The organism is Streptomyces sp. NPDC031064, from assembly GCF_055570965.1.
Genome location: NZ_JBVIGF010000010.1, coordinates 162,231 through 175,666, shown reverse-complemented (window position 1 = coordinate 175,666; position 13,436 = coordinate 162,231). Strand labels below are relative to the sequence as shown.

General features: G+C 73.6%; 15 protein-coding genes. 9 read left to right on the top strand and 6 right to left on the bottom strand.

Translation table 11 applies throughout. The annotated features are described in order from the left end of the window. Positions 1-192 (top strand): DUF6381 family protein, encoded by a 192-nt coding sequence (locus ACZ46W_RS31345; RefSeq protein WP_468344827.1) that lies wholly within the window; start codon positions 1-3, stop codon positions 190-192. Between the two features lie 86 nt (positions 193-278). Here the strand turns inward: ACZ46W_RS31345 and ACZ46W_RS31340 are convergent, their stop codons facing one another. After that, entirely contained in the window at positions 279-707 is a 429-nt protein-coding gene (locus ACZ46W_RS31340) for an Asp23/Gls24 family envelope stress response protein (protein WP_468344824.1), read from the bottom strand. Positions 708-997: 290 nt separating this feature from the next. Between ACZ46W_RS31340 and ACZ46W_RS31335 the strand changes: the two genes are divergently transcribed. Then, positions 998-1,201 carry a cold-shock protein gene (locus ACZ46W_RS31335; RefSeq protein WP_468344821.1) on the top strand — a complete coding sequence of 68 codons (204 nt, stop codon included), beginning with the start codon at positions 998-1,000 and terminating at the stop codon, positions 1,199-1,201. Positions 1,202-1,923: 722 nt separating this feature from the next. Here ACZ46W_RS31335 and ACZ46W_RS31330 read toward each other — a convergent pair. Genes ACZ46W_RS31330 through ACZ46W_RS31320 form a run of 3 tightly spaced genes read right to left on the bottom strand, consistent with a single transcriptional unit; the run spans position 1,924 to position 4,437 of the window. Continuing rightward, positions 1,924-3,009 (bottom strand): winged helix DNA-binding domain-containing protein, encoded by a 1,086-nt coding sequence (locus ACZ46W_RS31330; RefSeq protein ID WP_468344818.1) that lies wholly within the window; start codon positions 3,007-3,009, stop codon positions 1,924-1,926. A 26-nt stretch (positions 3,010-3,035) separates the two neighbouring features. Beyond that, entirely contained in the window at positions 3,036-3,929 is an 894-nt protein-coding gene (locus ACZ46W_RS31325) for a S41 family peptidase (RefSeq protein ID WP_468344815.1), read from the bottom strand. A gap of 55 nt (positions 3,930-3,984) precedes the next feature. Further along, positions 3,985-4,437 (bottom strand): YbhB/YbcL family Raf kinase inhibitor-like protein, encoded by a 453-nt coding sequence (locus ACZ46W_RS31320; protein ID WP_468344813.1) that lies wholly within the window; start codon positions 4,435-4,437, stop codon positions 3,985-3,987. A 126-nt stretch (positions 4,438-4,563) separates the two neighbouring features. Here ACZ46W_RS31320 and ACZ46W_RS31315 point away from each other — a divergent pair, with 126 nt between their 5' ends. The 4 genes from ACZ46W_RS31315 (at position 4,564) to ACZ46W_RS31300 (ending at position 7,190) form a co-directional block, all read left to right on the top strand. After that, positions 4,564-5,067: an FBP domain-containing protein gene (locus ACZ46W_RS31315; protein WP_468344809.1), complete on the top strand. Its 504-nt coding sequence runs from the start codon at positions 4,564-4,566 to the stop codon at positions 5,065-5,067. Positions 5,068-5,167: 100 nt separating this feature from the next. Then, entirely contained in the window at positions 5,168-5,647 is a 480-nt protein-coding gene (locus ACZ46W_RS31310) for a cation:proton antiporter regulatory subunit (RefSeq protein WP_468344806.1), read from the top strand. A 2-nt stretch (positions 5,648-5,649) separates the two neighbouring features. After that, complete coding sequence (locus tag ACZ46W_RS31305) at positions 5,650-6,810, top strand: cation:proton antiporter (RefSeq protein WP_468344803.1); 1,161 nt, start codon at positions 5,650-5,652, stop codon at positions 6,808-6,810. Positions 6,811-6,893: 83 nt separating this feature from the next. Next, complete coding sequence (locus ACZ46W_RS31300) at positions 6,894-7,190, top strand: DUF3040 domain-containing protein (RefSeq protein ID WP_468344800.1); 297 nt, start codon at positions 6,894-6,896, stop codon at positions 7,188-7,190. Here the strand turns inward: ACZ46W_RS31300 and ACZ46W_RS31295 are convergent. Next, positions 7,168-8,601, bottom strand: coding sequence for a lipase maturation factor family protein (locus ACZ46W_RS31295; protein WP_468344798.1), 1,434 nt, complete (start codon positions 8,599-8,601; stop codon positions 7,168-7,170). The genes ACZ46W_RS31300 and ACZ46W_RS31295 overlap by 23 nt on opposite strands. A gap of 25 nt (positions 8,602-8,626) precedes the next feature. Continuing rightward, the gene (locus ACZ46W_RS31290; RefSeq protein WP_468344795.1) at positions 8,627-9,433 is read right to left on the bottom strand and encodes an alpha/beta fold hydrolase; all 807 of its coding nucleotides are present in this window, start codon (positions 9,431-9,433) and stop codon (positions 8,627-8,629) included. Between the two features lie 168 nt (positions 9,434-9,601). Between ACZ46W_RS31290 and ACZ46W_RS31285 the strand changes: the two genes are divergently transcribed. The 3 genes from ACZ46W_RS31285 (at position 9,602) to ACZ46W_RS31275 (ending at position 13,217) form a co-directional block, all read left to right on the top strand. Beyond that, a complete protein-coding gene (locus tag ACZ46W_RS31285; protein WP_468344792.1) occupies positions 9,602-9,961 on the top strand; it encodes an STAS domain-containing protein in 360 nt (119 codons plus the stop codon). A 259-nt stretch (positions 9,962-10,220) separates the two neighbouring features. Beyond that, positions 10,221-11,744, top strand: a complete 1,524-nt coding sequence (locus ACZ46W_RS31280; protein WP_468344789.1) for a hypothetical protein — start codon at positions 10,221-10,223, stop codon at positions 11,742-11,744. A gap of 63 nt (positions 11,745-11,807) precedes the next feature. After that, positions 11,808-13,217 carry an RtcB family protein gene (locus ACZ46W_RS31275; protein WP_468344786.1) on the top strand — a complete coding sequence of 470 codons (1,410 nt, stop codon included), beginning with the start codon at positions 11,808-11,810 and terminating at the stop codon, positions 13,215-13,217. The last annotated feature ends 219 nt before the right edge of the window (positions 13,218-13,436 follow it).

The following is a 13,436-nucleotide window of genomic DNA, read 5'->3' as shown; positions in this document are numbered from 1 at the left end:
ATGATGAGCATTGCGGACGAACCCGGCAGCCGGATCCTCCAGATGCGTGCCAAGGCGCAGGAGTTGGAGCAGGCGGCGGAACGCGCCACCGACCCGCAGGACGCCCAGCGGCTGCGGGACAAGGCCCGTCGGCTCAAGGAGAAGAGCGAGCAGGAGCGCGGCGGGACGGGCGGGACCATGGACCCGATGTAGCGGGTCCGGGTCGGGCGGCGGTCATCGCACGATGGCTGCCGCCCGACCGTGCGCCGGGCGCGGGGCGGTGGCCGGGGGTGCGAGGCTCACCGTACGCGGGTCTCGGCCGCCGCCTCCTCCTCGTCCTCCTCCTCGGGCAGGTGGACGTCGTCGACGGCGATGTTCACCTCGACCACCTCCAGGCCGGTCATGCGCTCCACCGCCTGGATGACGTTCTCCCGGACGTCGCCGGCCAGGTCCGCGATCGGTACGCCGTACTCGACGACGAGTTCCAGGTCGATGGCGGTCTGGCGCTCGCCGACCTCCACCTTGACGCCGCGTGTGACGCCCGGGCGTCCGCCGGGAACGCGGTCGCGTACCGCCCCCATGGTGCGGGCGAGGCCACCGCCCAGGGTGTGGACGCCGTCCACCTCCCGGGCCGCCATTCCGGCGACCTTGGCCACCACCCCGTCCGCGATGGTCGTCCTGCCCCGGGGCTCGGACAGGGCCGTCGTCGATCCGCTCGCCTCCGTCATGGGTAAGCCACCTCCTCGATGCGAAAGCCGTGGGAAGCGCTCCTCCCAGCGTGCCCCCCGGGCACCTCACGCGCCATGCGAGGGCCGGTCCGGACCGACACACGGCCACCGGAGTGCGCTGCGTAGCGGGACGACCACTGTTCGGGTACGGTCGGTGGCAGAGAAGTCGTGGTTCCGAAGTGTGCGCCCGTGATCGCGATCACGGGCGTTTGTGCTGTCACACCCCTTGTCGGGCCCGCACTCTCCGGGCCCGCACGGTGCGGGCCGTTCCCCAGGTATAGGAGGCCGGTATGGCTACTGGAACGGTCAAGTGGTTCAACAGCGAGAAGGGTTTCGGCTTCATCGCCCAGGACGGCGGCGGACCTGACGTCTTCGCCCACTACTCCCACATCTCCGGCGCCGGTTACCGCGAACTGACGGAGGGTCAGAAGGTGACCTTCGACGTCACCGAGGGCCGCAAGGGCCCCCAGGCGGAGAACATCGTCTCCGCCTGACGCGCGCCCGCACGAGCCCCACCGACGCACGCGCGTGCCGCCGCAGGAGCGGACGCGCGTGCGTCACGGGAGCTTCGTACCGCCACCGGCCCCTCTGCACGGCACCGCCGCTCCAACGCCCCGGCGTACCGCCCCGCGGCCAGGCGGCGGCCAGGCGGCCGAGCGCCGGACAGGCCAAGGCGGCCGCCGCCACGACGAGGCGACGCCGGCCGGCGAGCCGACGGCCCAACGGGGCCCAACGCCGCCCAAGGCGGGCTGACGCGGCCCAACGCGGGGCGATACGGCCCGGCCGACACGAGCAACACGGGCCGACACGGGCGGGGCGGGCCTACACGAGCCGGCGGCCCAGCGGCCCGATGCGGGCCGACGCGGTCCAACGGGGCTCAACGCGGCCTACGAGGCCCGACACGACCCAACGCAGCCCAACGGGGCCTAACGCGGCCAAATGGCGCCTAACGCGGCTCCGCGCGGCCGACGCGCGCCGACGCGGCCCCACGGGCCCGACGCGGGCCAACGCGGCCAACACGCCCCAACGCGCCCAACGCGGGCCGACACTGGCTGACACGCGCCGACAGGGCGACGAGTCGACGAGCCCACGGACACTGGCTGACCACACGCCGACGGAGCCGACGGTGCCGGCGCGGGCCGACACGGGCCCAGGCGGGCCAACCCGCGCCAACCGCAGCAACCGGCATCAGCCGACACCAGCCGGCAGGTGGGCGCTAGGCGAGCCGCACCCGTACCTCGGCCACGCCGCGTGCCGTGGCGATCGTCGTGGCTTCCGCGTCCACCTGCTTGCGAACGCTCGCGGGCAGCGGCCCGAACGGGGTGACCGTCAAGTCGAGGCGACAACCGGTCGTCCTGGCGCGCCAGGTGCCGGCGAGCTCCGTGCCGACCAGTAGTGCGCCCGGGCCGCCGATCGGACGCCAGATCGCCTTTTCCCGGGCCTTGTCCGGCACGACCAGGGCCCGGTCGCGGGCCTGGAGGAACGGATCGCCCGGCGGCAGCAGCCGGACCAGCCGGGGGCTGCGGGCCGACATCAGCGCGTCCAGGCCGGAGGCCGGCAGCCATGCCTCACGGCCCTCGACCCGCACCTCGGCCAGATCGTCCGGCCAGACCGACCTGACCACGGCCGGCTTGGTGCCGAGGTATTTCGCCACCTCGGCCGGTGTGGCCGGCCCGAGGAACCGCAGATAGGCCCGGACCAGCTCGGTCGTCCCCGATGCCGTGACCGGCACGGGGAACCTGTCGGCCAGCGGGGCCAGTACGGTACCGCCGCCTTCCGCCGTGACGCCGACCCCGCCGAAGAGCCCGGCCTGCTGGAACAGCAGCCCGGAGATGTGCTGGGCCCCGCACCGCTCGCACCAGTACGTCAGCGACTCCGGCACCGAGGCGCTGACCGCCGTACTGACCTCACCCTTGGGCATCGGCGCGGTCACCGCCTCGCGGAACGCCTCGGCGGTCACCCGGAAGGCCTCGACACCCAGCCGCGCCCCCTCCTTGATCACCGCCGTGTCGATCCGCGCCGTCGCGTCCGAGTCGTCCACCGGCCAGAGGGCCGAGGCGAGCGCGGGCAGTTCCCGGCGGCGGTGCAGATGCGGCGCGCCGCGGAAGGACCACACGAGCCGGAGCCCGTCGAGGGACGCGCCCCGCGCGGCCAGCGCCAGCCGGGCCGACCCGTAAGGCGTGTCCTGCGCCCCCAGGGTGAGCACGCCGGGATCCGGGGAGGAGCGGTCGAACCCGTGGGCCGCCACCCGGTAGGCCAGTACCCGCTCCCGGGTCACGTCGTTCCGGCGCGCGCTGCTCACGCTCGCACCCTACCCGCCGTTACGCGTCAAGCACCGAGCTCGCGGAGGGCGGCCTTGTGTGCGGTGTCGAGAGCCTGGTCGGCGGGGACGGCGACATCCGGGACGACACCGACGCCCTCCCAGTTGGTGCCGGTGACGGAGTTGATGGTGCGGGCGGCGGGCACCGTCACGAGGATGTGCTCGGCCACCGGGTACCGCACCGTCGGGTGCGCGCCGCCCCGGGTCGTCTCGCCGATCACGGTGGCCCTGCCGTGGGCCTGGAGGGTGTACGCCACGTCCTCCCCGCCCGAGAAGGTGACGGCGCTGGTCAGCACGTAGACCGGCCGGTCCAGGTAGCGCGGCGCGGGCAGGTGCGCGACGGTCCAGTACTGGCGCGTGGAGTCGGTGCGGCGCTCGTAGATGTCGTTCAGGTGCACCTGGTCGTCGGGGAAGAAGTAGCTGCACCACATCGCGGCGCCCTCGGGAGCACCGCCCCGGCACTCGCGAAGGTCGAGGACGAGAGCGGAGCTGAGGGCGACGAGCTCCATCGCCGCGCCGATCGCCCGGCCGCCCTCGTCGGCGGACGCGATCCGCCGGACGTCGATGAGGCCGACGTTGCCGTCCAGGTGCTCGAAGCGGTGGATGCCCTGGTTCTCCGCCTTGAGCAGTTCGAGGAAGGCGGACCGGCCCTCGTCCTCGGCCGCCGGGTTGAGGTCCTGCGGCTCATCGGTCCACAACAGCCGCAGATGCTTGTCCGGGCAGGCCTCCTGCAGATGCGCGGTCACCGTCTCGCAGAGCTCGCGCCCCTCCAGGCCGTCGTACTCGCCGGCCGCCAGCCGTGGCCGTATCAGGGCGTCGATGTGCGCGGGCTTCTCGGGGAAGACGTACTCGGCCGTGATCCGGTCCAGGGCGCGGTGAATGATCTCTGCGTTTGTAGGCATGGCCGGTCATGCTAGGCCGCGAACACCCGTACTTCGAACGCTTTTCCCTCCGCGTTCAGCGCTGGTAGAGGCCGACGAGCGTGCCGCTGGCCAACTGCCGCTCGTCCACCGCGGCGTGCACGTCCCGGGCGGACGCCCCGTCGGGCAGCTCGACCGGCTCCGGCAGTGCGTAGACACGGAAGAAGTACCGGTGCGCCTGGTCACCGACCGGCGGTTGGGGCCCGCCCCAGCCCCGCCCCCCGTAATCATTGCTCCGGTTCGTTCCGCCCCGGGGCGTCTCCCCGGTGTCCACCCCGTCGCTCGCCGGGTCGATCCCCGTGACCAGCCAGTGCAAGAACGTCCCGGACGGCGCGTCGGGGTCCTCGCACAACAGCAGCAACTCCGACGTGCCGTCCGGCACCCCGGACCAGGACAGCGGGGGTGAGACGTCGTCGCCTTCCTTGGCGTAACGGCGGGGAATGAAGGAACCATCGTTGAACGCGCTACTTGTGAGCGAGATTCCGGCCATACCCCCCTGTTACCGCGCCACCACCCGAACCTGCGCCCCGCACCGCCAGGTGCATCCGACTGGCGCAACTCCGCAACGGCGATATTGGGATGCGGCGTGATCGACTCCTCCGTAGGGTCGATGCACGTGGAACCGCTCAGTGAGAAACAGATCCGCTCGTCCTTCGTCAACTGCACGAAGGGTGAGGCGGCACGGCTCAGACTGCCGTCCGACTTCGCCGAACTCCCCTGGGAGGACCTGGACTTCCTCGGGTGGGTGGATCCCGGGGCCCCGCTGCGGGCCCACCTCGTGCTGCCCCGGGCCGACGGTCCGCTGGGGATCACGCTGCGCGTCCCGGCCGTCGGCCGTACCAGTGCGGTGAAGTCCAGCCTGTGCCAGATATGCCTGACGGGACACGCTTCCTCCGGGGTCACCCTGCTCGCCGCCCCGCTGGCGGGGGCGCGGGGCCGTGAGGGGAACACGGTGGGAATCTATGTGTGCTCCGACCTGGCCTGCCCGTTGTACGTGCGCGGCAAGCGGCAGCCGAAGCTGCGGTCCGGACGGTACGAGGAGTCGCTGACCCTGGAAGAGCGCATCGCCCGGATGGAGGGGAACCTGGAGGCCTTCGCCGCCAAGGTGACCGCCCGCTGACCGGCCCGCCGCCGTCCCCCTGTGTGCGCGGGCGGCGGCGCTGACACGCCTGGGGCGCGCATACCGGGTGGCGGAACGCGTACCGGTGATGATGGGGCGCATGGACGTCACCGAGGTACTCCTGCCCGGGGTGGGGATCCGGTACGAGTTCACCAACCACGAGGGGGACCGGGTCGGCATCGTCGCCGACCGGACCGGTGACTTCGAACTGGTCGTCTACGGGCGCGGTGACCCCGACGAGGGGCGGCCCCTGGTGCGGCTGAACAGCGAGGAGGCCGACGCGGTCGCCGAGATCCTCGGGGCGCCGCGCATCGCGGAACGGTTCGCCGACCTCACCAGGGAGGTGCCGGGACTCCAGTCCGGGCAGGTCGAGGTCCGCTCCTCCAGCCCGTTCGCCGGACAGCCGCTGGGGCGGACCAGGGCCAGGACCCGGACGGGCGCCTCCATCGTTGCCATCGTCCGCGGGGAGGACGTGATCGCCTCGCCCACACCGGGCGAGACGCTGCAGGCCGGTGACGTCCTGGTCGTGATCGGAACCCGTGAGGGCATCGCAGGCGTGGACCGGATCGTCCAGGGCTGAGCGTGCGAACCCCCGTCACGCTGCTGCTGGAGCTCGGGCTCATCCTCACCGCCCTCAGCGTGCTGGGCACCGTGGCCCGCCGCCTCACCTTCTCACCGGTCCCGCTCTACCTGCTCGCGGGTCTGGCCCTCGGAGAGGGCGGCATCGCGCCCGTCCCGGCCGCCGGCGAGTTCGTGGAGACCGGGGCGGCCATGGGTGTCGTCCTGCTGCTGCTCACGCTCGGGTTGCAGTTCACCCCGACCGAGTTCACGGTGAGCCTCCGCCGGCACGTCCCGTCCGCGCTGGTCGACCTGGTCCTGAACGCGGTACCCGGCGCCGTCGCCGGATGGCTGCTCGGCTTCGACGGCGTCGGTGTCCTCGCGCTCGCGGGCGCGACGTACGTCTCCTCCTCGGGCATGGTCGCCCGGCTCCTGGCCGACCTGCGGCGACTGGGCAACCGGGAGACCCCGGCGATCCTCTCCGTACTGGTCATGGAGGACTTCGCCATGGCCGCCTATCTGCCCCTGCTGGCCGTCCTCGCCGCCGGCGGGCCCTGGTGGCAGGCCCTGCTGGGCGTCATGGCGGCGGTCGGCGCCGTACTGGCGGCCTTCACCGCCTCCTACCGCTGGGGTCACCACCTCGGCCGGCTGCTGTCGCACCCGGACGCCGAGCAGCTCATGCTGCGGGTCCTCGGCCTCACCCTGATCGTCTCGGCGCTGGCCGAGCTGATCCACGCCACGGCGGCGGTGGCGGCGTTCCTCGTCGGCCTCACCCTCACCGGCGACACCGCGGACCGGGCCCGCGCCGTGCTCAGCCCCCTGCGTGACCTGTTCTCCGCGATCTTCTTCCTCGCCATCGGCCTGTCGGTCCGCCCCGACGATCTCGTGCCGCTCCTCCCCGCCGCCCTCGCCCTGGCGGCGGTCACGGCCGCGACCAAGGTGGTCACCGGCCGCTACGCCGCCGCCCGTGACCAGGTGGGCCGCCGGGGGCGATTGAGGGCCGGGACGGCGCTCATCGTGCGCGGCGAGTTCTCCATCGTCATCATCGGGCTGGTCGGCACGCTGAACGGCGACCTCGCCCCCCTCGTCACCGCCTACGTCTTCGTCCTCGCCGTCGCCGGGCCGCTCCTCGCCCGGCTCGCCGGGGCCCTTCCGCGCAGCCTGGAGAAGGGCCGGTCCGGATGACCGCGCGATGGGGGAAAATGTGTGGGTACACGAAGAGTGGCTCGTCCCGCGCGGGAATCCTTCCCATGAAGCAGGTGGCTGTCATGGAACACGAGTCGGAAGGGCGCATCCTCGAGCAGATAGAGCACGCGCTCACCAGCGACGACCCCGGGCTCGCCGCCCGCATGAGCACGCTCAACGAACGGTTCTCCGAGGAGCGGGCGGAGGACGGGAAAGAACCGGACGACCCGGTGGCGCCGAAGCGGAACTGGCGCAGGAGGACCACCTGGCTCCTGGTCGTCATCGCCCTCGTGGGCCTGCTCCTGACGGCAGTCCTCAACGCGTCGTCGAACGAGCCCCCGGCGCCGCCCGGCAACCTCACCCCTGCCGCATCAGCGTGACCGGGGGCACGTAGTCGCCCACCAGTGTGCGGTGCCACCAGGCACCGGTACGGCGCCGTTCGCGCCGGTCCGTGAACCGGTAGCGGTAGAGGCGCGCCCGGAGGTACGCGGGCGGGGCGGCGGGGAAGGGGTTGCCGCGCAGGAGCTTGAGGACGACCGGATCGTTGTCCAGGAGCCGCAGGAGCAGCGCCGGGAACCAGGGCGTCGCGTACGCGGGCGAGAGCGCGGCGAACCACATCAGCCAGTCGAGCCGCAAGTGGTACGGGGCCACCTGCGGCGGCAAACCGGCCACGTCACCCGGCTTGCCCCGGAAGCGGTACTCCTTCCACTCCGTGCCGTCGCTGAGCCCGGGCTCGTCGGTGCCCTCGATCACCACCTCGTGCCGTATCCGGCTGATGCTGCCGAAGGCTCCGTAGGTGTTGACCAGGTGGAGCGGGTTGAAGGAGTAGTTCATCAACTGGTGGCGGGAGAGCAGGTTGCGCACCGGCCAGTAGCTGAGCACGGCCACCAGCGCGGTCACGGCGATCACCACGCCCGCGTACCAGGCCGGGGTGGGGCCGAACGCGGGCGGCCCGGGCAGCGGCAGCACCTCGGCGGCCTGGCCCCCGTCGATCGCGGTGACCGCGAGGAGGACGGCCAGCCAGTTGAGCCAGGCGAAGTTGCCCGAGGCCACCAGCCAGAGCTGGGTGACGACGATGAAGCCGGCGGCGACACTCGCGACCGGCTGCGGCGCGAACAGCAACACCGGCGCGCCGAGCTGCGCGACATGGTTGGCGGCGGTCTCCACCCGGTGCAGCGGCCTGGGCAGGTGGTGGAAGTACCAGCTCAGCGGACCCGGCATCGGCTGCGTCTCGTGGTGGTAGTACAGGCAGGTCAGGTCCCGCCAGCACCGATCGCCGCGCAGTTTGATCAGCCCGGCGCCGAACTCCAGGCGGAACAGCAGCCAGCGCAGCAGGAACAGCACCAGGACCGGCGGCGCGGTGCGCTCGTTCCCCAGGAAGACCGCCAGGAAGCCGGCTTCGAGCAGCAGCGACTCCCACATGAAGGCGTACCACGTCTGCCCGACGTTGACGATCGACAGGTACAGCACCCACAGCAGCGCCCACATCAGCATCGACGCCCACAGCGGTACGCGGTCGCCGGCCCCCGCCGCGAGTGCGGCCGAGAGGGCCATACCCGTCCACGCCACGCCCGCGAAGAAGCGGTCGGAGTAGTGGAAGTGGAAGACGCTGGGCGAGCGCCGGAAGGGCACCGACGCGACGAAACGCGGCACCGGGAGCAGCCCCCGCTCGCCGATGAGCGCGCGGAACTGCTGGAGGCTGCTCAAGAAGGCGACGAAGTACACGACGGCGAGGCCGCGTTGGAACACCAGCCGGCCCAGCCAGTAGCCGCCGTCCGTGAACCACTCCACAGCGCCTCCCGACCGGGGTCACCCATCATCCGGGCACGGCACCGGTCGCGTCCCGCAGCACGCGGGCGACCAGTCCCGGGGCGTCGGCCATCGGCACATGGCCGCAGCCGGGCAGCGGCACCAGCCGGGCACCGGGGATCGCGGCCTTGACCCGCGCGGCCTGCCGGGGCGGCAGGAGCCGGTCCCGGCTGCCCCAGGCGACGGTGACGGGCACACCGGGGACGTCCCCGCTGAACAGCACCGGTGCCCGCCCGGCCTTGAGGGCCGCCTTGACCGCCGCGCTCTGCCGGGACATGGCCAGCACCGCGTACGCGTACCTCCGCTCCGCGCCGGTCCAGAACCCCGCCGGCGCCAGCGCCGTCACACTGCGCACCAGGCCCGCCTGGCCCAGGCGCAGCGCGATCAGGCCGCCCAGCGAATGGCCCGCCACATGCGGCCGTTCCACCTCCAGCCCGGCGAACAGCGCGCCCATCCACGCCACCGCCGCCTCCAGGTCCCACGGCACCGCCGGGTCCGGGTCCGGCGACTCCCCGAAGCCCGGCAGATCCAGGGCGATCGTCTCGCGCCCGGTGAGCAGCGGCACCACGGCGCCCCACACCCGGCGGTCGTCGCCGACCCCGTGCAGCAGCACCAGCGGCTCGCCGTCGCCCTGCCGCTCGTACGCCACGGTGACGGCCCCCAGACCGGCGACCCGGCCCTCCACGTACGAGGCGGGACGACCGGCGCCGGGCCGGCACGCACGCCGGTACGCGTCCCGGGACTCGCGCCGCGACTCGCGCCGGGACCGGGAACGGTCACGGGCGGTGATGAGGGAAGAGGCCAGCGGGATCATCGGGCACCTCCACCGGGGCCAACGCCTCCACCTGGGAGAACCGCACGGGGCCGGGCGCCCATTCCTGATGGTGGACAGCGCGGCCGTACGGCGTTTTCCTGGTGGTCGACGGGACGTTTCCGCCGGCGCGGCCCACGCGCTTCCGGCAGGGGAAGGGGGCGTCCGGCGATGCCCGAGGAGTTCACCACCACCGTCACCACACCACCCGGCGGCGACACCGTCGTCACGGTGTCGGGCGAGCTCGACATCGTCACCGGCGAGGAACTGCGCAGCCGGCTGCACGACGCGCTGGACGCGTCGCCCACCGTCCTCATCGACCTCTCCGGGGTCACCTTCCTGGACTGCTCGGGCCTGCGCGTCCTGCTGTGGGCCCGCCGGCACGCCGCCGACACGGGCGCCCAGCTCCTGCTCCACGCACCGTCCCCGGCCGTGGACAGGCTCCTCGCGACGACCGGCCTGAACAAGGCCTTCACCTTGTCCGCCCCCTCACCCGGCGGACAACGGCCCCTGCTCCGGGCCCAGGGCTGAGCCGAACGCCCCCCGTCACGTCGACCACTTCCACGCACTTCCACGGTCGGCCGGCGAGCCCGTTCCAGGACACGCATCGCCTCGGCGTGGCGCTCATCCGGCACATCGGGCCGGCGCCACCCGTTCGGGCCCGGCCGTTGCGCCGACTGCCGCGTCCGGCCGGTGCACGGGTCGCGACCGGCGCGCAGCGTGGGGGAAGACGGTGGGGGAGGGCCCTCACCGTCGTACCCGCCACAGGACACCACGAGTGAGGCCGGCCATGCAGGACGCACGCTTGATCGCGGGCTCGCGGGACGTCACGCGGCCCGGGGCGCCCGGAGAGGGGCGGCCGCCCGTCGGGGCGGGGACGGCCTGGACGGCGGGCGTCGCCGCGGCCTTCACGCTCGCCCAGCTCGCCCTGGTCGTGCCCGGCCTCGGACTCGGCTGGGACGAGACCGTGTACGTCAGCCAGGTCAGCCCGCAGGCGCCGGCGGCGTTCTTCAGCGCACCCCGGGCGCGGGGCATCAGTTTCCTGGTGGCGCCCGTGGCGGCGCTGACCACGTCCGTGGAGGCGTTGCGCGTCTGGCTGGCGCTGCTATCCGGCTGCGGACTGTTCCTCGCGCTGTGGGTGTGGCGGCGGCTCCTTCCGGCCGGGGTACTGGCGACCGCCGGGGCGCTGTTCGCGACCCTGTGGGTGACGCTGTTCTACGGCCCGCAGGCGATGCCGAACCTGTGGGTCGCCTACGGCTCGCTCGCCGCGACCGGCTTCTTCCTGCGCGCCGTCCGGGACCCCGGCGACCGGTGGGCGCTGCCCGGTCTGGGCGCCGCAGTGGCGCTCGCCGCCCTCATGCGCCCGACCGACGCGGTGTGGCTCGCCCTGCCCCTCGCGGTGGCCGTGCCGCTCCTGCGACCGGCGCGCCGCCGGGCGCTCGCGGTGGTGGCCGTGCTCGCCGCCGGCCTGGCGGTGGGCTGCGCCCCGTGGGTCGTGGAGGCGTACGCGCACTACGGCGGCCTGGTCGCGAGGCTGCGGCGGGCCAGCGAGATCCAGGGCCACCTGGGCTGGTACTTCGCCGTCGACGACCATGTGCGCGCGCTGGGCGGCCGGACGCTGTGCCGCCCCTGCGACGTGCCCTGGCGCCACCCCCTGTCCGCCGTCTGGTTCCTGGCACTGCCCCTGCTCGTGGCGGGCGGCGTGCGGGTCGCCGCCCGTACCCGCGACCGCGTCCCCGTCGTCCTGGCGACCGTGACCGGACTGGTGTCGGCCGCGCCCTACCTCTTCACCGTCGGCTACGCCGCACCGCGCTTCCTGCTGCCCGCGTACGCCCTGCTGGCCCTGCCCGTCGCCCAGTGCCTGGTCCGGGCGGCCCGCCCCCGCCCTCGTCGGCGTCGCACGGTCGCCGTCCTGCTCACCCTGGCCGCCACCGCGCACCTGGCGGTGCAGTACCGGGTCCTCGACGGCGTGGCCGACCGGGTACGCCGCGACAACGTCACCCTCGGCCGCATCGCCGCCGAACTGCGGGCACAAGGCGTCACCCCGCCGTGCGTGGTGAGCGGCGAGGACGCCATCCGGGTGGCGTTCCGCACCGGGTGCGCCTCGCGCCAGCCCTCCGGCCACGACGGCAGCATCACACCGCGGGGCCTCGCCGCCCTGGGCAAGCGCCTGCCGGTCGCGGTCCTCGTCTCCGACCTGGGCGGCATCCCGCCCTACGCCCGCCCCTGGCGCGTCCACCCGCTCCCGGACCTGGGGCACCGGACCGGGCTGCGCGGCCACCTGTCACCGGCGGCGACGCGGGCGGTGGGCTGAAACGGCGGTTTATGCCGGGCCGTGCGGGAAACGCGGACGGGGACGCCGCCTCTGGAGGCCGCGATGGAGTACGTCGAAGAGCGTCCCTACCGCTTCCGCATCGGCCGCCGGGGGGACATGCGGGTGCCGGGAGTGGTGTTCGCGTCCCCCGCGCTGCTGCGGGACGCGGAGAAGTCACTGGACCAGGTCGTCAACGTGGCGACACTGCCCGGCATCGTGGGTGCCTCGTACGCCATGCCCGACATCCACTGGGGCTACGGCTTCCCCATCGGCGGAGTCGCGGCCACCGACATCGACGAGGGCGGCGTGGTGTCGCCCGGCGGCGTCGGCTTCGACATCTCCTGCGGGGTGCGGCTGCTGGCCGCCGACTGCGACCGGCGGGCGCTGGAACCGGTCCTGCACCCGCTCATGGACGGCCTCGGCCAGGTGATCCCGCGCGGCGCCGGACCCGGCGGTGTCTGGCGGCTGAGCGGCCCGGAGCTGGAACGCGTCCTTGAGGGCGGTTCCCGGTACGCGGTCGAGGCGGGCCACGGCGAGGAACGCGACCTGTCGCGCTGCGAGGACGGCGGGGCCGTCGCCGACGCGGACGTGGACCGGGTGAACGATCGGGCGCGCGAGCGCGGGCTCGGCCAGGTCGGCAGCCTCGGCTCGGGCAACCACTTCCTGGAGGTGCAGCAGGTCGCCGAGATCTACGACGAGCCGGTGGCCGCCGCGTTCGGGCTCGCCGCCGGCCAGGTGTGCGTGATGATCCACTGCGGGTCGCGCGGGCTCGGGCACCAGATCTGCTCGGACCACGTCCGGGCGATGGACCGGGCCATGGCCCGCTACGGGATCGGCGTGCCGGACCGGCAGTTGGCCTGCACCCCGGTCGCCTCGCCGGAGGGCCGCGCCTACCTGGGCGCCATGGCCGCGGCGGCGAACTACGGCCGGGCCAACCGCCAGTTGCTCGCCCAGGCGGCCCGCCGTGTCTTCCGCCGTGAGGCGGGGGCCCGCCTCACGCTGGTGTACGACGTGTCCCACAACCTCGCCAAGGTCGAGACCCACCAGGTGGACGGCGAGCAGCGCCGGCTGTGCGTGCACCGCAAGGGAGCCACCCGGGCCTTCCCGCCCGGCCACCCCGAGCTGCCGGAGGACCTGCGACCGGTCGGCCAGCCGGTGCTCATCCCCGGCACGATGGGAACCGCCTCCTACGTCCTCACCGGAGTCCCCGGCGGCGACGCCTTCCACTCCACGTGCCACGGGGCGGGGCGCGTGATGAGCCGCCACCAGGCCGCCCGCACCATCGGCGGCAAGCAGCTCCGGGCGCGGCTGGAGGCGGACGGCATCGCGGTGCGCCCGGTGTCGTGGCGGGGCCTGGCGGAGGAGACCCCGGAGGCGTACAAGGACGTCGACGCCGTGGTGGAGGCGAGCGAGGGCGCCGGGCTGTGCCGCAAGGTGGCCCGCCTGGTCCCCCTGGGCGTGGTCAAGGGGTAGGCCCTGGCACGGGGTCGCGGGGACCTCGTCCGGGTCTCGCACGGGGTCGCAGGGACCTCGCACGGGTCTTGCACGGGGTCGCAGGCACCTCTCACGGGTCTTGCACGGGGTCGACGTGGTCGCACGGACCTCGTCCGGGTCTCGCACGGGGTCCACGGGGCCGCAGGGACCTCGACCGGGTCTCGCGCGGGGCCCGCCGAGCCTCGGCGCACAGGTGTC